The sequence below is a fragment of the Massilia sp. YIM B02443 genome (assembly GCF_030411955.1).
Lineage (GTDB): Bacteria > Pseudomonadota > Gammaproteobacteria > Burkholderiales > Burkholderiaceae_D > Telluria.
Genome location: NZ_JASNRA010000002.1, coordinates 185,144 through 204,496, shown reverse-complemented (window position 1 = coordinate 204,496; position 19,353 = coordinate 185,144). Strand labels below are relative to the sequence as shown.

The 19,353-nt window shown below is 61.5% G+C and carries 8 protein-coding genes; 7 read left to right on the top strand and 1 reads right to left on the bottom strand.

Annotated features, from left to right (window positions below):
- Positions 1 to 5: 5 nt before the first annotated feature.
- The 3 genes from QPK27_RS03195 to QPK27_RS25420 all read left to right on the top strand — a co-directional run bounded on the left by QPK27_RS03195 (position 6) and on the right by QPK27_RS25420 (position 8,192).
- Positions 6 to 3,053: a TonB-dependent receptor plug domain-containing protein gene (locus QPK27_RS03195; RefSeq protein WP_290416759.1), complete on the top strand. Its 3,048-nt coding sequence runs from the start codon at positions 6 to 8 to the stop codon at positions 3,051 to 3,053.
- A 714-nt stretch (positions 3,054 to 3,767) separates the two neighbouring features.
- Positions 3,768 to 6,776: a carboxypeptidase regulatory-like domain-containing protein gene (locus QPK27_RS03190; protein ID WP_290416758.1), complete on the top strand. Its 3,009-nt coding sequence runs from the start codon at positions 3,768 to 3,770 to the stop codon at positions 6,774 to 6,776.
- A gap of 1,146 nt (positions 6,777 to 7,922) precedes the next feature.
- Positions 7,923 to 8,192, top strand: coding sequence for a DUF6289 family protein (locus tag QPK27_RS25420; protein ID WP_374047002.1), 270 nt, complete (start codon positions 7,923 to 7,925; stop codon positions 8,190 to 8,192).
- Between the two features lie 304 nt (positions 8,193 to 8,496).
- On the opposite strand, the gene QPK27_RS03185 is transcribed toward QPK27_RS25420, so the two are convergent.
- Positions 8,497 to 9,222, bottom strand: a complete 726-nt coding sequence (locus QPK27_RS03185; protein WP_290416757.1) for a 16S rRNA (uracil(1498)-N(3))-methyltransferase — start codon at positions 9,220 to 9,222, stop codon at positions 8,497 to 8,499.
- A 306-nt stretch (positions 9,223 to 9,528) separates the two neighbouring features.
- Here QPK27_RS03185 and QPK27_RS03180 point away from each other — a divergent pair, with 306 nt between their 5' ends.
- From QPK27_RS03180 to QPK27_RS03165, 4 genes are all read left to right on the top strand, one after another.
- The gene (locus QPK27_RS03180; RefSeq protein ID WP_290416756.1) at positions 9,529 to 12,420 is read left to right on the top strand and encodes a TonB-dependent receptor domain-containing protein; all 2,892 of its coding nucleotides are present in this window, start codon (positions 9,529 to 9,531) and stop codon (positions 12,418 to 12,420) included.
- A gap of 178 nt (positions 12,421 to 12,598) precedes the next feature.
- The gene (gene tkt / locus QPK27_RS03175; protein ID WP_290416755.1) at positions 12,599 to 14,593 is read left to right on the top strand and encodes a transketolase; all 1,995 of its coding nucleotides are present in this window, start codon (positions 12,599 to 12,601) and stop codon (positions 14,591 to 14,593) included.
- Positions 14,594 to 14,681: 88 nt separating this feature from the next.
- Positions 14,682 to 15,695 carry a type I glyceraldehyde-3-phosphate dehydrogenase gene (gene gap / locus QPK27_RS03170; RefSeq protein ID WP_290416754.1) on the top strand — a complete coding sequence of 338 codons (1,014 nt, stop codon included), beginning with the start codon at positions 14,682 to 14,684 and terminating at the stop codon, positions 15,693 to 15,695.
- A 440-nt stretch (positions 15,696 to 16,135) separates the two neighbouring features.
- Positions 16,136 to 19,021, top strand: a complete 2,886-nt coding sequence (locus tag QPK27_RS03165) for a TonB-dependent receptor domain-containing protein (RefSeq protein WP_290416753.1) — start codon at positions 16,136 to 16,138, stop codon at positions 19,019 to 19,021.
- Positions 19,022 to 19,353: the final 332 nt, after the last annotated feature.

The window sequence follows — 19,353 nt, the reverse complement described above, 5'->3', positions numbered from 1 at the left end:
TCACAATGTTCAAAAAGACCGTTTTAGTCCATGCGCTGGGATTGGCATTCAGTAGTGCTGCGCTGACTGTCGCCGTGATGGCGCCGGCCATGGCGCAATCGAACGCCACCGCTTCGGTGTATGGCACCGTGGCGCCAGGCGGCAACGTCCAGGTTCTGATCGAGAACCCTGCCATCGGCCTGCGCCGCACCCTGACGCCCGATGCGCAGGGACGCTTCAATGCGACTTCGCTGCCGACCGGTGTCTACCGTGTCTCGCAGTTGCGCGATGGCCAGGTGATTTCGACTGTCGAAGTCGAAACCAGTATTGGCGCCAACGCCGAGGCAATCTTCCCGGCCAGCGGCGTCCAGACCGTGGAAGTGACCGGCACCCGGCGCACCATCGACGTCAGCAGCGTCAACAGCGGCGCGACCTTCAATGCGCGCCAGCTGGCCGCGCTTCCAATCGCGCGCACCCTCGACGCCATCATCCAGCTGGCGCCGAACACGACCCGCGCCGACAGCCGCTTCGCCGGCGGCGCCTCGTTCGGTGGCGGTGCAGCGTCCGAAAACTCGTACTACATCAACGGCTTCCCGGTCACCAATCCATTGACCGGCCTGGGCGCGGCGCAGCTGCCGTTCGGCGCGATCGCCGAGGCGCAGATCCTGACCGGCGGCTTCGGCGCCGAATTCGGCCGCTCGATCGGCGGGGTGGTGAACATCATCACCAAGAGCGGCACCAACAACTGGGAAGCCGGCGGCATCGTCGCCTATGAACCGAAGAAGTGGCGCGCCAGCCCGAAGGACTTCTACTATGCCAATACCGGCGCCAATCCGCTTACCGACGGCACGCTCAACGAGGCGCGCCGCGACAACACGCGCGAACAGAAGATCTATGGCGCCTATGTCGGCGGCCCGATCATCAAGGACAAGCTGTTCATGTTCCTGTCGGCCGAAATGACCGAGCGCGAGGAAGGCTACGTCAACGGTACCCGCACTGCGTCGGCGGCCTCGAACACCGCCTTCGGCTGGCGTGACCGCGACACCGAGCTCGAGCGCTACATGGGCAAGATCGACTTCAACATCACCGACAACCACCGCCTCGAACTGACCGCCCTGGGCGACACCCCGACGGTGGAATACGCGGACAGCGGCTTCAATTATGCCGACCGCTCGCGCAACGGCGTCGTCACCGCACGCCAGAAACGCGTCAATGTCGCCAACAACGGCGGCGAAAGCGCTACCCTGCGCTACGTCGGCAACCTGACCCAGGACCTGACCCTGACCGCGCTGTATGGCCGCTCCGAAGCCAAGCACGAAAACACCTTCGAAGGCTATGATCCGAACCAGTACCAGATCGTGTTCACGCCGACTGCCCAGGTGCCCGGCCTGACCTACACCAATCCGCAATCGGTAATGACCAACATCCTGGCGCCAGGATCCAAGGACATCGTCGATTCGGCACGTATCGACCTCGAATACCGCCTGGGCGACCACATGCTGCGCGGCGGCTGGGACCAGACCAAGATCGAGTCGAAGAACGCGGGTGACGACCGCGCAGGCGGCGGCCGCTGGACCTATTCCTTCACCAGCACCCCGAACCGTCCGATCAGCGGACCGGGCGGAAATACCGTACCGGCGGTGGCGACCGGCGGCGGCTACGGTCCGCAAGGCTTTTACGTGGTCAAGGGCATCTTCACCAGCGTCACCGATTCGTTCGGCGAGCAAAGCGCGTTCTACCTTGAAGACCGCTGGCAGACAACCCCGAACCTGTTGCTGACGCTGGGCGTGCGCAGCGAATCGTTCAAGAACCAGAACGAGAGCAAGGTCACCTTCCTCGAGATGAAGAACCAGATCCAGCCGCGCCTCGCAGCGGCCTGGGACGTGAACGGCGATGCCAGCCTCAAGATCTTCGGCACCGCCGGCCGCTATTCGGTGCCGATCCCGACCCACATCTCGGTGCGCGGCGCCGGCCGCTCGACCTTCACCAGCCAGTACTTCACGTACAGCGGCATCGATGCCAAGGGCAATCCGACCGGCCTGACCCAGCTCAGCCAGCCGCTGTCGGCGAACAACGAATACGGCCAGGAAAAGGTGGTGGCGGCGCTGGCGGCGCTCGACATGAAGCCGTCCTACCAGGACGAAGTCACGCTCGGCTTCGAGCGCGCTTGGTCGCCGACCCTCAACTTCGGCGGCAAGATCATGTACCGCGAACTGAAGGAAACCATCGACGACTTCTGCGATGGCCGTCCATTCGCGCGCTGGGCCGAGGCGCGCGGCATCACCATCACCAACCCACTGTGGGGCAATGCCTGCCAGACGTTCAATCCGGGCCGCGACAACACCTTCATGGTGGACTTCTACGGCGATCCGTCGCGCCTGACCGAAGTGTCGCTGACCGCCGCCGAGCAGGGCTTCCCGAAACCGAAACGCACCTACGCCGCGGTCGACCTGTTCGCCGAACATCCTTACCGCGACGGCTGGTACGGCCGGGTCAACTACACCTGGTCGCGCAACAAGGGCAATACTGAAGGCCAGGTGCGCTCGGATAACGGCCAGGCCGACGTGGCGGTGACCTCGACCTGGGATTATCCGGAACTGATGCTGGGCGCCTATGGCCGTCTGCCGAACGATCGCGAGCACCAGATCAAGGCCTTCGGCTTCTTCGATATCACCAAGGAGTTGACGGTCGGCGCCAATGCCGTGCTGGCCTCGGGCCGTCCACGCAGCTGCATCGGCAGCGAACCGGAGCCGGGCGACTCGCCGAACTACGAGAACCAGACCTTCTACTGCCTGGGCAGCGTGGTAACCGAGAACCGTGTCGTCGGCCGCGGCACCCTGGGCAACCTGCCATGGGAGCGCACGCTCGACCTGAACCTGGCCTACAAGCCGTCGTTCCTGAAAGGGCTGCAGGTGCGCCTGGACGTGTTCAACGTGTTCAACCGCCAGGAAATCGAAAGCGTGAGCGAAGCGTACAACTCGGGCACCGAGATCAGCTCGACGTACGAACTGCCGCTGTCGTACAGCACGCCACGCTATGCGCGCATATCGGTGATGTACGACGGCAAATTCTGATCGGGACGACAGTGTCCTGACAGTGCCGGCAGTCTGCCGTTACCTCTGAAAACCGCCGGGAAACCGGCGGTTTTTTTATTTGTGGGCCATGCTGGCGTCTGTGACATGACGGGCCGGTTTCCATGTCTGACGCCGCCGTGTCGACAGCGGAATATGGAATGCCATTTGATGTCTACTGCTGTTTCGTGAATATCTTAATGCGCTGAGTGATCGTTTTCCGTGCTCTGCAGCACAGGCAGGAGATATTTCAAACGGATGACTGCACCCATCCTTGCGAAAATTTTCCGAGATTTTCCACACGAAAATTTTGCAGTCGCACATTTTTTTGATTTTTCATGCTGTTTGGATGCCGTCTTTTTTGGTGCAGCCCTGCCACATAATTGCACATTTGCGCACCACTAGATATCAATTCGTTGCATATCGTTAACGTATCGTTGCAGAAATGCACAAATGTAACTTTTAGCGTTGACACTCGCATGCACCACGTGTTTTTATTTGTAACTTCAGTAACATTTCTATGTAGAAGTTGCTGTGCGTCGTGGAGGTTAGGCGGCGGTGGAGCTCAGGGCCGAAAGAGCCTGGTTCAGAGAGATGTGTAGGCCGGCAGGCTAACAATTAATAGGAAATCACATGTTTAGAAATACTGTTTTGGTTCGTGCGTTGCAGTTGGCTTTTGCAACTGGTGCTATTACCGTAGCGATGACGCCGACCGCCATGGCGCAATCCAACGCCTCGGGTGTTGCTTACGGCAAGGTCGCCGCAGGCACCGCCGATACCGTTACCCTCCGTAACAACGGCACCAACGCAACCCGTACCGCAACCCTGGATGCGAACGGCAACTTCCGTGTTACGAGCCTGCCGATCGGTATCTATACCGTGACCCTGACCAAGGGCGGCGCAACCGTCGGCACCACCCAGGTCGAAGTCCTGGCCGGTCAGGGCGTCGAAGCCGACTTCGCAGCAGCAGCAGCGCCTGCTGCCGGCACCGCTACCGTCCAGGTGAGCGGCCGCCGCAACCGTATCGACGTGTCGAACTCGAACAATGGCGCGACCTTCACCTCGCGCGAACTGGCACGCCTGCCGGTCGGCCGCTCGGTCGAGTCGATCGTCCAGCTGGCACCGAACACCACCCGCAGCGACCCGAGCTACCCGGCCGGTCCTAGCCTGGGCGGCGGCGCGGCATCGGAGAACTCGTACTACATCAACGGCATGACCGTGACCAACTCGCTGACCCAGCTGGGCGGCATGGAACTGCCGTACGGCGCGATCGAGCAGGCACAGATCCTGACCGGCGGCTTCGGCGCCGAATTCGGCCGTTCGACCGGTGGCATCATCAACATCACCACCAAGTCGGGTACCAACGTCTGGGAAGCAGGCGGCTACGCGTCGATCACCCCGAAATCGACCCGCGCCAAGTACCGCGACCAGTACTATTCGAATACCGGCGCGTTCCCGCGCACTGACGGCACGCTGTTCCAGCGCCGCGAAGACAACGAACTGACCGAGAAGCAGTACGCGGCATGGGTCGGCGGTCCGATCATCGAAGACAAGGTGTTCATGTACGCCGCGATCGAGCAAAACGAGCGTGACCAGAAGCTGGTCAACGGTTCGACCGCGTCGACCACCCTTGGCAGCAATGGCTTCCGCGAAGCCGAGACCACGACCAAGCGCTACTTCGGCAAGCTGGACTGGAACATCAACGACAATCATCGCCTGGAATTCACTGCCATCGGCGACCTGCCTGAGTCGGACCTGACCTACCGTTCCTACAACTACACTACCCGCGAAGTTGGTGCCAACGTCGCTTCGTCGATCCACCAGGAGTTCGGTCCCTTCCACGCCAACGGCGGTAAGCTGAACAGCCTGCGCTATATTGGCAACATCACCGAAGACCTGACCGTCAACGTCTTGTACGGCAAGATGAAGGCCGACCACATCTATGTGCCGACCGGTTACGATCCAAGCATCCTGCAGGTGACCGCATCGCCGGAAAACCGCGCACCAGGCCTGAGCTACGTCGGCGGCCAGCGCGTCAGCGGCAGCATCCCATACAGTGGCGCAACCGATGAAGTGACCTCCAAGCGCCTGGACCTGGAATACAAGCTCGGCAACCACACCCTGCGCGCCGGTCTCGACAACAACAAGGCCGCATCGATGAACGCGGGTGACGCCTATGCGGGCGGCGGTCTCTGGACCTACCTGCGCGCGACCAACGCGGACGGCTCGCCGCAGATCACCCGCCCGATCAGCGACAACGGCGTCGTCATCCCTGCGCTCGGACAGTATGGCGGCCTGGCAGGCCAAGGCTACTACGTCAGCCGTACCATCGTTTCGACCGTCTCGGATGCCTTCTCAGGCCAGGATGCGCAATACCTGGAAGACCGCTGGCAAGCGACCAAGGACCTCCTGGTCACCGTCGGCGTGCGTCGTGAAGGCTTCTACAACGCCAACCAGGACGGCGTGAAGTACATCGAAATGAAGAACCAGATCGCTCCGCGCCTGAACGTGGCGTGGGACGTGAACGGCGACAGCTCGTTCAAGATCTACGGTAGCGCCGGCCGCTACACGGTGCCGATCCCGAGCCTGGTGGCCCTGCGCGGCGCCAACGGTTCGCAAAACACCACCCAGTACTTTGCCTACACCGGCACCGACGCCAACGGCCAGCCGACCGGCATTACTCAGCTGACCGGCCTGGGTTCGTCCAACAACGAATTCGGCCAGGCGAAGGATCCGAAGACCGTTGCTGCGCAAGACATGAAGCCGGCTTACCAGGACGAAATCACCCTGGGCCTGGAGCGTCAGCTGACGCCGAACTACAACTTCGGTGCCAAGTTCACCTACCGCAAGCTGCGTTCGACCATCGACGATACCTGCGACTACCGTCCATTCGACGCATATGCCGCGCGTAACAACATCGACACCTCGAACTATGCAGGTTTCGGTTGCGCTACCTTCAACCCGGGCGAAGACAACGACTTCCTGGTCGACTACGCGGGCAACGGCACCTACACCGAAGTCCACCTGAGCAAGGAAGAGCTGGGCTTTGACAAGCCGAAGCGTACCTACGCCGCACTGGACTTCTTCTTGGAACATGCTTTCCGCGATGGCTGGTACGCAAAGGTGAACTACACCCTGGCGCGCAGCCGCGGCAACACCGAAGGCCAGACCCTGTCGGATACCGCGACTGCCCAGGGTGACGTGGCCGCTACCCAGACCTGGGATTATCCAGAGCTGATGGTCGGCGCCGACGGCCTGCTGCCGAACGACCGCAAGCACCAGATCAAGGCATTCGGCTTCGTCGAAGTGACCAAGGAAATCAACGTTGGCGCCAACCTGCTGCTGGCATCGGGTCGTCCGCGTTCGTGCCTGGGCGCGAGCCCGATCACCAGCGCAGTCGGCCACGACGGTCCTAACTACAACTCGGCTTCGCGCTACTGCCTGGGCGCCACCGGCGAACAGAATGTGCTGGTCCCGCGCGGTACCCTGGGCCGCCTGCCATGGGAGAAGACCCTGGACCTGAACGTAACCTATCGTCCGGCAATCGTGGATGGCTTGTCGCTGCGCGTTGACGTGTTCAACGTGTTCAACGACCAATCGATCTCGAAGGTCAACGAGCGTTACAACACTGGCCTGGCACGTTACGCACAGTACGAAATGCCAACCTACTTCACCGCGCCGCGTGCGGCTCGCTTTACGGTCGAGTACAACAAGCGCTTCAACTAAGCGAGCATTGCAATTGTTGCGGCGCTGTCTGGCCGCAACGTTGCACAATGCGGCTCGGTCGATTTTTCGGCCGGGCCGTTTTCGTTTACGTTGTCACCAACATAGATGGATGAGTTTAATCGTGTTGCATAGCAATTGCTTGGAGCTGATGAGGCGACCCATGTCCAGCCCGGCCTGTGCTAGAAAATTCGATAATTGGCACGATGCCACATCTTTGCTGGCGATATGGATTGCAGAAAGCCCTGGGGATAAGAATTCACGTTATGCACTTGTATTGCCTTGTCCGCTAACCGGTCGCTCGCTTGCTGGCCCGCAACTGCCGGCTCCATTCTTAATACCATGACGGCGAGTGGAGGCGGGATAAATGGCGTGTGAATGGCTAATATTAGGGCTTGCGGATCTAGTTTCGATGACAGATCTCGGTCCATCTCTTCACCTCAGCGATAGTTTGTCCACTGCAGTTGCACGTGATTAACGTGCAATTTAGCTCACGTGAGATACCTCATTCTTCTGTCCATTCAACACGTTTCCTTTCTGAGCGGTCCAGCTTGCGGTCCGTAAGAATTATCCGTGGGACATTTACACTGGCCTCGGTAGTGACGGTAGAAGTACCGTCGATTTAGCTTCACCCTATGCCGAAACCGACGGCGCCAACGAAAGGAAGTGCCGTGCACGCTTGCGCGTTCGACCGAGGGACGTGCTGGTCTTGAAGTGAAAATAGTAGGTTGATAGCCGAGTCGTTTTATTTTGAGTTGACGACAGTGATAGAAATGCGCCTCGGTACATTACCTAAAGCGACCTCTGTTCGAAGAATCTTTGTGACAGACGCCATAATCTAATCATGCTTGATAGACGCAGAAAATCCCTCAGTGCGTTTGGTGGGGGCGATGTCGAAAAATCAACTTTTCGTGATCGATCCCAAACCGGAGCAAGTGCAATATCCCGTACTCATAGTAATGAAAAGTATTTTATCTTGGCTTAGATCAGCAAATCATTATTTATGTACTGCCAATGTCTGCATCTTTTTTTCGATTGTAGTGGCACTCTATGAGTGCTGCATTGACTCGTTTTTAGCCGATTGATAGGATGAAATTCTTCCATCGGAAGTGTAAAGTGATTGTCGATGCAAACCTTGCGTGAGGGATTATGAAAAATCGTTACGGAATCATGGGTGGTCTAGCATTAGCAGGTGCGCTCTTTGCTACCGCTGCCTACACGGCACCAGCCGAAAGAGAGATTATTCACTATTATGACGAGCATGGGATCAGGGTAGGCTACGAGCATTTGGGATGCAATGGCATGTTCACGTCATGGGGTGTAAGAACAGAAAATTATGTTATCGAGAACTATTCTTGCGGAAATCCAACAGCACCGGAGGGGCCACCACCGCCTGTCGACCCTTATCCATGGGGCTGAAAGAGTGGCAGTCGCTTTTAAGATCGAATCTGCAAACTGGGTGTGACATGAAGAAATCAGAACTTAATATATCTTGAACATCTCATCCGCTCCAAGGGTGATTTAAAAAACGGCTATTCATTTACTTCGCTCAATGTTATTTAATTGCCGGAAAGGCGTGCGTAGCAGTCCTGTGATTATGTATATCGATGCCCGGCGGCCTGATCGAGGCTTCGATTAGGCCTTTTTCGAAAAACAGCGCTTATAAATAAGACATTCGATCATCAAATAGAATCGAATTCTGACCATCCCCGATACAGGCGGATCAGATCCCGCCCCATGCACCTGCCAGTAGCGTCAGCGCCGCCAGCCCGGCGGTCTCGGTGCGCAGTACGCGCAGCCCCATCGACAGCGCAATCGCGCCGGCCGCCCGTGCCGCGTCTTCTTCTTCCGGCGTGAAGCCGCCTTCCGGCCCTACCATCAGCGTCACCGCCTGCGGCGGATTGGCCTTTGCCCAGCCGGCCAGCGATTGCGTGGCGCGCGGCGTAAGCAGAATCCGTGGCGACGGGGAGGGTGCCGCCAGCCACGGCTTGATCTCGGCCAGTGCGTGCAACTGCACCAGGCGGTTGCGGCCGCACTGTTCTGATGCGGAAACTATTACGCCTTGCCAATGCGCCAGACGCTTGTCAAGACGCTCGCCAGACAGCCGCACCACGCTGCGCTGCGCCGCCAGCGGCTGGATCGCGCTCGCGCCCAGCTCGACCGCCTTCTCGACGATCCAGTCCATCTTCGATCCTTCCGGCAGGGCCTGGGCCAGCGTCACCGCGTACGGGGTCTCGACCTCGACCGCCTCGAAGGCGTCGATATGTACGTTGGCCCGCTTTTTGCATAACTCAACAAGGGTAACGACGTATTGACCGCCATCACCATTGAACAGTGTGAGCGTGGCGCCCGGCTGGAGCCGGACCACATGCAGGTGGTGGGCAACGTCGGCCGGCAGTTCGACGGTGGCGCCGGGAACGAGCGCCTGGGGGCAGTAAAAGCGGGGCATGCGGGGCCTGGAAAAGATCGGTAACGGCGCATTGTAGTGTGCCCGTCCGCGATGGAACAGACGGCCTGAAAAAAGCCGGCAGTCAAGGCATATGCATATGGCAAAAAGTGCGTGTCATTTTTCCGACACATTGCTATATGTCATTGACATAAATCAATTAAAAATGGTCCTATGGATGTACGTACATACTCATCAATACGTCACCGGGACACCGTCGAAAGGAGGTTGCAAGGCATTCGAATCGCCGTAGAGCGTAGCACCAAGTTTGGCCGCATTTCATGTTGTTCAATACGTGGGAATATAAGAATGATTAAAGAGAAAGCAATCACGCGAGCTGTACGTCTCACCCTGGTCGTCGCGGGCCTGACCTCGCTGCCTGTCCTGGCGCAGCAATCCGCCAACGTCGTGCAAGTCACGGGTACCCGCATCACTTCGCCCGGCATTACCTCCAACAGCCCGATCTCGTCGGTCACGGCGGAAGAAATCCGCAGCACCCAGCCGATCGCGGTCGAAGAATTCTTCAAGACCCTGCCTTCGGCGACCCCGGCCACCGGCCCCGGCACCAACAACGGCACCGGCGGCGGCGCCTCGATCGACCTGCGTGGCCTGGGCGCGAACCGCTCGCTGGTGCTGATCAACGGTCGCCGCATCGTGCCGTTCAACCTGAACGGCACGGTCGACACCAACTCGATTCCCCTCGCGCTGATCAACCGCGTCGACGTGCTGACCGGCGGCGCCTCGGTGGTGTACGGCGCCGACGCCGTCGCCGGCGTGGCCAACTTCAATCTGCGCCGCAACTTCACCGGCGTCGACCTGACCACCACCTACGGCGCCACCGCCGACGAGCACGACACCAAGCGCCGCCGCACCGACCTCACCATGGGCAGCTCGCTGGCAGATGGCCGCGGCAACGTGGTGCTGAGCATCGGCAAGACCAAGTCCGATCCGGTGACCCAGGGCGAGCGCGATTTCAGCGTCATCAACCTCAATTCCGTGACCGGCCAGCCGACCGGCTCGTTCACCGCCGTGCCGGGCGTGTTCTCGACCGGCATCGGCCCGGGCGGCACCACCACCCTGGCGGGCAACTGGCAGATCAACCCGGCCACCGGCGCCCTGGTGTCGCCGGCAGTGCCATGGAACACCAACCCGTCGAACTACTACCAGACCGGCCTCGACAGTACACAGGTCACCTCGCTGGCCAACTTCCGCATCAACGACCACGCCGAGGTATATACCGACGTGTTCTACACCGGCAGCGAAGTGATGTCGGCGCTGGCCCAGACCGGCACTTTCGGCAACACCTACAACGTCCCGATCGGCAACCCGTACATTCCGCAGCCGATGCGCGAGCAGTTGTGCCTGCGCCGTGGCATCCCGCTGGCCAATTGCGTGGCCGGCAACGCCACCAACGTGCCGCTGCTGGTCAACCGCCGCTTCACCGAGATGGGTCCGCGCTACAGCAATTTCGAAAACAAGACGCTGCAGTACACGATCGGCCTGAAGGGCGACCTGATCGGCGACTGGACCTACGACACCTACTGGAGCCGCGGCACCGCCGAGCAGACCCAGACCCGCATCAACTGGGGTTCGGGCACGCGCGTGCAGCAGGCCCTGAACGCGCTGTCGACCACCGCCTGCGTGAATCCGGCCAACGGCTGCGTGCCGCTGAACGTGTTCGGCGCCGAAGGCACCATCACGCCGGAACAGATCGCCTTCATCAACCAGACCACCATGCTGCGCCAGAAAGTGCAGCAGGACGTGGGCCAGCTGGCCGTGTCGGGCAATCTGGGCGAAACCATCCGCAGCCCGTTCGCCGAAGACCCGATCGCCGTGTCGCTGATGGCCGAGCACCGCAAGGTCTCCGCCAATACCCAGTCCGACGCCGCCTCGCAGATCCAGGGCGAGGTGCTCGGCACCGGCGCGCCGACCCCGGATCGCCGCGGCGAGTTCAAGCTGATGGAATACGCGGTCGAGATGTTCGTGCCGCTGGTCAAGAACAAGCCGTTCATGCGTTCGCTGAATGCCGAGCTGGGCTACCGCGAAACCAGCTTCAAGACCAACAGCAAGACCAATTACGGCAGCTGGAAAGCGGGCGGCGAATGGGCGCCGGTGCAGAGCTTCCGCGTACGCGGCATGCTGCAGAAAGCGACCCGCGCGCCGAACGTCAACGAACTGTTCGCACCGCGCGTCACCGGCCTGTCGAACCTGGCGACCGACCCGTGCCAGGGCCGCAACATCAGCGCGGGCGATGCGAATACCGCCGGCACCCTGGCCAACCTGTGCCGCCTGACCGGCGTGCCGCTGTCCGAGATCGGCAGCCTGCCGGGTCCGTCGTCGGGCCAGATCAACAACCTGGGCGGCGGCAACCCGGAACTGGGGCCGGAATCGGCCAAGACCAGGACCTTCGGCTTCGTGCTCGAACCGCTGCCGCGCCTGGCGATGTCGGTCGACTACTACAAGATCGAGATCGAGGACGCGGTCTCGTCGCCGTCGACCACCGACATCCTGGACGGCTGCTACAACCCGGGCCTGAACCCGGGCCTGACGTTCAACAGCTATTGCGAAATGATCGGCCGTAACACGATCAACGGCACCCTGAACGGCAATGAGGCGCGCGGCGTGCTGACCCCGCAGTCGAACCTGGGCACCCAGAGCACCGCCGGCTTCGACCTGAACGTGGCCTACCGCGCCAACATGAGCCAGCTGGGTCTCGACAGCCGTTATGGCAGCCTCGACCTGAGCCTGGGCGCGAACTTCGTCACCGACTACAAGTTCCAGGCCACCCCGACCTCGCTCGAGCGCGACTGCCTCGGTTACTACAGCGTGGCCTGCAACAACGTGGTCAGCGGTCCGATGTTCAAGCGCAAGTTCATCCAGCGTACGACCTGGAACGTCGGCGCCTTCTCGGTCGGCTACAACTGGCGTTACCAGAGCGCGGTGATCGAAGAACCGGGCGGTACCGACTTCTTCCCGGCCTACGCCAGCATCAAGGCTTACCACTACGTCGACCTGAACGCCAACTGGCGCTTCAACGAAAACGTGCGCCTGACCCTGTCGGTGAACAACCTGGGCGACAAGAAGCCGCCGATCGTGGGCGGCTCGATCGGTTCGACCAGCGTCAATGCGGGCAATACCTTCCCGCAGACCTACGACGTGATCGGCCGTTACATCACCCTGGGTGCAAACGTCCGGTTCTGATCGGCGCGTCGACCCCGAAAGCCCGGTGCCCGTGCACCGGGCTTTTTTCTTTTATGACGGCAGGAGATGCAACTGCGGCGAAGACCGCTTTCGGCTTCGGCCGCGCATGCTCTGGTAAAATAACGGGCTACGGCCCGCCGCAGGCCCACTGCCTTCCAATCCCTGATCCTCGATCTCCATGAAATCTACGCAAACCACCACCCTGATGGCCAACGCGATCCGCGCGCTGGCGATGGACGCTGTGCAAAAGGCCAACTCGGGCCACCCGGGCATGCCGATGGGCATGGCGGAAATCGCCGTTGCCCTGTGGGACAAGCACTATCGCCACAATCCGGCCAATCCGGGCTGGATCAACCGCGACCGCTTCCTGCTGTCGAACGGCCACGGTTCGATGCTGCACTACGCGCTGCTGCACCTGGCCGGTTACGACCTGAGCATGGACGACCTGCGCGACTTCCGCCAGATGCACTCGAAGACCCCGGGCCACCCGGAAGTCGGCATCACCCCGGGCGTGGAAACCACCACCGGTCCGCTGGGCCAGGGCATCGCCAACTCGGTCGGCATGGCGCTGGCAGAATGGCTGCTGGGTAACGAATTCAACCGTCCGGGCTACGACGTGGTGGACCACTACACCTACGCCTTCCTGGGCGACGGCTGCCTGATGGAAGGCATCTCGCACGAAGTGGCGTCGCTGGCCGGCACCCTGCGCCTGAACAAGCTGATCTGGCTGTACGACGACAACGGCATCTCGATCGACGGCCGCGTCGAAGGCTGGTTCACCGACGATACCCAGAAGCGCTTCGAGGCGTATGGCTGGAACGTGATCCCGAAAGTCGACGGCCACAGCGTCGCCGACATCGATGCCGCCATCGAGAAAGCAAAGCAGTCGGACCGTCCGACCCTGATCTGCTGCAAGACCATCATCGGCAAGGGTTCGCCGAACCTGGAAGGCGGCGACAAGGTCCACGGCGCGCCGCTGGGCGACGCCGAGATCGCGGCCGTGCGCAAGCACCTGATCTGGGACCCGATCCCGTTCGACATTCCTGCCGAACTGTACGAAGCATGGGACGCGAAAGAACGCGGCGCGCGCGCCGAGTCCGAATGGACCACCCTGTTCGACGGCTACCGTGGCGCCTACCCTGAACTGGCCGCCGAACTCGAACGCCGCATGAAGGGCGAGCTGCCGGCCGATTTCCAGCAAGCGCTGGACGCCGCGATCGCCAATTGCGTGAGCAAAGCCGAAACCATCGCCACCCGCAAGGCCTCGCAAAACGCGATCCAGGCGCTGGCGCCGACCCTGCCGGAATTCCTGGGCGGCTCGGCCGACCTGACCGGCTCGAACCTGACCAACTGGAAGGAATCGGTGCCGGTGCGTTCGGGCATCGCGGGCAACCACATCAACTACGGCGTGCGCGAATTCGGCATGTCGGCGATCCAGAACGGCGTCGCCCTGCACGGCGGCTTCATCCCGTTCGGCGCCACCTTCCTGACCTTCTCGGACTACAGCCGCAACGCGCTGCGCATGGCGTCCCTGATGAAGGTGCGTTCGATCTCGGTGTTCACCCACGACTCGATCGGCCTGGGCGAAGACGGTCCTACCCACCAGTCGATCGAGCACGTCTCGTCGCTGCGCCTGATCCCGGGCCTGGACAACTGGCGTCCGTGCGACACCGTCGAATCGGCGGTGGCATGGGGCGCGGCAGTCCAGCGCAAGGACGGTCCGTCGACCCTGATCTTCTCGCGCCAGAACCTGCCGTTCATGGCGCGTGAAGCGGCGCAGGTGGCCGACATCGCCAAGGGCGGCTACGTGCTGCGCGACAGCGCCGATGCGAAAGTGATCCTGATCGCCACCGGTTCCGAAGTCGAACTGGCCGTGAAGGCCTTCGACGCGCTGGCCGCGGAAGGCATCGCCGCGCGCGTGGTCTCGATGCCGTCGACCGACGTGTTCGACCGCCAGGACGCCGCCTACAAGGCAAGTGTGCTGACCAAAGGCACCCCGCGTGTCGCGATCGAAGCCGGCGTGACCGCCTTCTGGTACAAGTACGTGGGCCTGGAAGGCGCCGTGGTCGGCATCGACACCTTCGGCGAATCGGCGCCGGCGCCGGTGCTGTTCAAGCACTTCGGCTTCACCGTCGAGAACGTCGTGGCGAAAGCCAAAGCGGTGATCGCATAAGGTTTGCCGGATACGGGCTGCCCCTCGGGGCAGCCCGTTCTACACTGTTCGTTTCCAAAAAAGTTTTTTTCTAAATCAGGAGCAGAGCATGACGATCAAAGTTGCAATCAATGGTTATGGCCGCATCGGCCGCAATGTGCTGCGCGCCTTCTACGAAGGCGGCAAGAAGCAGGACATCGAGATCGTGGCGATCAACGACCTCGGCAATGCCGAGTCGAACGCCCACCTGACCCGCTACGACACCGCCCACGGCAAGTTCCCGGGCACCGTCACGGTCGAGGGCGACAACATGATCGTCAACGGCGACAAGATCCGCGTGTTCGCGCAGCGCAACCCGGCCGAGATCCCATGGGGCGAGCTGGGCGTGGACGTGGTGCTGGAGTGCACCGGCTTCTTCACCACCAAAGAGAAGGCCTCGGCCCACCTGAAGGGCGGCGCCAAGAAAGTCATCATCTCGGCCCCGGGCGGCAAGGACGTCGACGCCACCGTCGTGTTCGGCGTGAACCAGGACGTGCTGAAAGCCAGCGACACCGTGATCTCGAACGCCTCGTGCACCACCAACTGCCTGGCGCCGCTGGTCAAGCCGCTGAACGAAGCGATCGGCCTGGAAACCGGCCTGATGACCACCGTGCACGCCTACACCAACGACCAGGTGCTGACCGACGTGATGCACGAAGACCTGCGCCGCGCCCGTTCGGCGACCCAGTCGATGATCCCGACCAAGACCGGCGCCGCCGCCGCGGTCGGCCTGGTGCTGCCGGAACTGAACGGCAAGCTGGACGGCTTCGCGATCCGCGTGCCGACCATCAACGTCTCGATCGTCGACCTGTCGTTCATCGCCAAGCGCGACACCACCGTTGAAGAAATCAACGAGATCATGAAGAAGGCCGCATCGGAAGGCGCCCTGAAAGGCATCCTGACCTACAACACCGATCCGCTGGTTTCGGTCGACTTCAACCACAACCCGGCATCGTCGAACTTCGACGCGACCCTGACCAAAGTCTCGGGCCGCCTGGTGAAAGTCACCTCGTGGTACGACAACGAGTGGGGCTTCTCGAACCGCATGCTGGACACCACCGTGGCGCTGATGAACGCGAAATAAGCGCATTCGAGCACGACTTCCGGTCGCTCGTACAGCCCCGGACGCCGCCAAGGCGTCCGGGGCTTTTTTTCGCGCCGTGCAGCCGTGGCGCCGCTATCGGGCGATAGCCGAACCCGTGTCTACGAGATGAAAATGTCACGAGTTCATGGTTTTATGACGTATGCATGCCATATTTTTACCGACTTGAGTATCGTATTTTTGTGTAAAAAAATGACTGAAAGTCGAAAACTCTCGTCAGGATGCAGAATTTCATATATCTATATTCAGATTCATGAGAATAATATTCAGTGTTTTGCTTTTACAACAAAAGTGTGATTTTTCACGGTTTCGATAGGAAAAACATTTCTTTTCGTGCACTCGTCTGAGAGACTGATTCGGCATGCATAACATGCATATCGGACACAGATCCGGGAAAACGACATTGCACCGAGAGGAAAAACTTGAACACTCCACACCTGAAGCAGAGCGTGATCGCGGTCGCCCTGGCGCTTGCCGCGACACCATTCGCCACGGCGCAAACCGCCGGCGCGGAAGCCGCCCAGACCGTGTACGTCACGGGTTCCAACCTGAAGCGCACCGACAAGGAGGGCACCCAGCCGATCCAGACCATCACCGCCAAGGACATCCGCGAGACCGGCGCCACCACGGTGACCGAGCTGATCCGCCTGGTGCCGTCGATGGGCACCGATACCAATCTCGACACCAATGACGGCGGCTTCTCGCGCGGCGTCTCGACCGCCTCGCTGCGCGGCCTGTCGTCGACCTCGACCCTGATCCTGCTGAACGGCCGGCGCATGACGCCGTCCGCCTACGCCGACCCGAACAACGGCAACTCGACCCTGTACGACCTGAACTCGATCCCGATCGCCGCCCTCGAGCGGGTCGAGATCCTGCGCGACGGCGCCTCGGCCGTGTACGGCTCGGACGCGATCGGCGGCGTGATCAACTTCATCACCAAGTCCAATTACCAGGGCCGCGAGATCTCGGCGCGCGCCAGCGCCAACGACGACGCCAACTTCAAGCGCAAGGGCGTGAACTTCTTCGCCGGCACCGGCGACCTGGAACAAGACGGCTACAACGTGTTCGTCACCGGCGACTTCTCCGAGCGCGACCGGGTCCAGCGCGACGAAGTGCGCGACATCAAGTTCAACCAGTACCAGCGCCTCTCGAACCGCTACGCCACGCCGTACGGCAGCACCGTCTCCGGCACGCCGGCGTTCTACCGCGAGACCGCGCCCGGCTCGGGCCAGTTCACCGCGACCCAGGCCAACGCCGCCCAGCGCCTGGTGTACAACGCCGATTGCGACCCGTCGCGCCAGCTGGTCGGCTCGACCGGCATGGGCCTGTCGGCCTCCAGCGTGTGGATCGGCCGCACCTTCTGCAACTTCGACACCAACCAGTACCTGGAAGGCACCGGCGCCGGCAAGGACGCCAGCCTGATGAGCCGCGGCGTGCTCAAGCTGAGCCAGAACGTGCGCGCCTTCGCCGAAGTGGCCTACGCCCGCACCGAGCGCCAGTACACCGCGGCGCCGATCGGCATCAGCACCGGCGTCACCACCAACTTCACCGCGGCCGGCATCGCGCCGAGCTACCAGACGATTTTGCCGGCCGGCCACCCGGACAATCCATTCCCGGATGCGCGCGCCTCGGTCGCCTACCGCTTCGAGAACGCCCCGAGCGGCACCGAGACCATCAACCAGAACGGCCGCCTGCTGGCCGGCCTGCAGGGCAGCGCCGGCAGCTGGGACTGGGAAACCGGCGTGCTGTATAACGAAGCGCGGCGCGAAGACACGTATCAGGGCCGCCTGTATCTGCCGACCCTGCGCACCCTGAACGCGGGCGCCACGCTGGCCGAACTGTCGGCCAATCCGGACCTGTTCCGCAGCACCTCGACCGACGACAAGGCCTCGATCCTGCAGTTCGACGTCAAGGCCAACACCGAGTTCGGCCAGCTGCCGGGCGGCGCCATCGGCCTGGCCGTGGGCGCCGAAGCGCGCCGCGAAAAGCTGATCATGCGTCCCGACGAGCTGCTCGCCAGCGGCCAGATCTTTGGCCTGGCCAACACCATCATCGACGGCGAGCGCGACGTGAAGTCGGCCTTCATCGAGATGCGCACGCCGTTCCTGAAGAACTTCGAGATGGACTTCGCCGGCCGCTGGGACAAGTACCCGGGCATCAAGACCAATTTCGTGCCGAAGGTCGGCGCCAAGTGGACCGTCACCAACAGCCTGGCCTTGCGCGGCACCTACGCCGAAGGCTTCCGCGCCCCGGCGCTGTCGCAGGTGACCCCGGGCGGCGCCCAGTTCTTCCTGTCCGGCCTGTACGATCCGAAGCGCTGCGAGACCGACGAGGAAACCCCGCGTCCGGGCGCGACCGAAATCGACTGCAACAAGTCCGCATCCGGCACCGGCGGCGCCAATCCGGACCTGAAGCCGGAAACCTCGAAGAGCTATTCGTTCGGCATCCTGTTCTCGCCAACCGCCAACTGGGATTTCGGCTTCGACTTCTACAAGATCCGCAAGGAAGGCGAAGTCGCGCTGGGCAGCGCGTTCGATGCACTGCGCAACGAAGACAGCAACCCGGGCCTGGTGGTGCGCGACACCAATCCGGCCAACTTCGTGACGGACGCCAACGGCAATCCGATTCCCGGCACCGGCCCGCTGTTGATGGTGCGCCAGCCATGGACCAACCAGGGCTCGGTCGAAGTGCAGGGCGTCGACATCGACGTCGCCTTCCGCAAGAACCTGGGCGCGTGGGGCAACCTGAGCGCCAAGCTGACCAGCGCCTACATGCACTCGTACACGCTGCAGCAGGAGCCGGGCGACGCCGAGCACAACCTGGTGGGCTACAACGCCGGCCTGCTCGACTGGAACCTGTCGAGCGGCATCGACCTGCCGCGCTGGAAGACCAGCCTGTCGGGATCGCTGACCCGCGGTCCGCACGCCTTCAGCGCCAACCTGAACTACACCGGCACGGTGTCGCTGGCGCGCCGCTACGACAACCAGACGGAATATGCGCAGCAGTTCTGCCACTACCAGCCGGCCACCAGCGCCAGCATGCCGAGCGCCAGCGTCGCGGTGCCGGGCTACCTGAGCGAGTTCCCGGGTTGCAAAGTGAAGGAATGGTGGCGTGTCGGCGTGGGCTATACCTACACCGGCTTCCAGAACCTGGCCCTGACGCTGAACATCCAGAACCTGTTCGACGAAAAGGCGCCGTTCGATCCGCGTTATGGCGCGTCGTCGGGCGCACCGCTGGCCGGCTACAACGAAGGCTTGCATAACCCGTACGGCCGTTACTTCTCCGTCTCGGCGCGCTACACCTTCTGACGCGCGAACGATCCGGTCGACGTGACCAGAAGCCGCCCGGTGCAAGCCGGGCGGCTTTTTTCATGGTTGCACAGGTTCGGGGCAGGGCGCATGCAAGCTGAATGCTGCTGCACCGGACCAGGTCGGAATCGGCGCGAAAGTTCACAATCGTATGTATCCGTTGCGCAAGAACGCACTAACTTGGCACCTCTCCTCGATGTATATGCAAGCGCGATTTTCGTCTTATGCGTGGAGAATATCCATTTAATGCAAATAATAATTGGGTTTATGAGGAAAACAGCAAACAACATGTGATGTTATCTATTTACAACAGAATTGTAGTCGCCATGTGG

Bases quoted from the DNA above. Each gene is read 5' to 3' on its own strand.
- QPK27_RS03195 (WP_290416759.1), top strand. From the start codon at position 6: ATGTTCAAAAAGACCGTTTTAGTCCATGCGCTGGGATTGGCATTCAGT.
- QPK27_RS03190 (WP_290416758.1), top strand. From the start codon at position 3,768: ATGGCGCAATCCAACGCCTCGGGTGTTGCTTACGGCAAGGTCGCCGCA.
- QPK27_RS25420 (WP_374047002.1), top strand. From the start codon at position 7,923: ATGAAAAATCGTTACGGAATCATGGGTGGTCTAGCATTAGCAGGTGCG.
- QPK27_RS03185 (WP_290416757.1), bottom strand. From the start codon at position 9,222: ATGCCCCGCTTTTACTGCCCCCAGGCGCTCGTTCCCGGCGCCACCGTC.
- QPK27_RS03180 (WP_290416756.1), top strand. From the start codon at position 9,529: ATGATTAAAGAGAAAGCAATCACGCGAGCTGTACGTCTCACCCTGGTC.
- tkt (WP_290416755.1), top strand. From the start codon at position 12,599: ATGAAATCTACGCAAACCACCACCCTGATGGCCAACGCGATCCGCGCG.
- gap (WP_290416754.1), top strand. From the start codon at position 14,682: ATGACGATCAAAGTTGCAATCAATGGTTATGGCCGCATCGGCCGCAAT.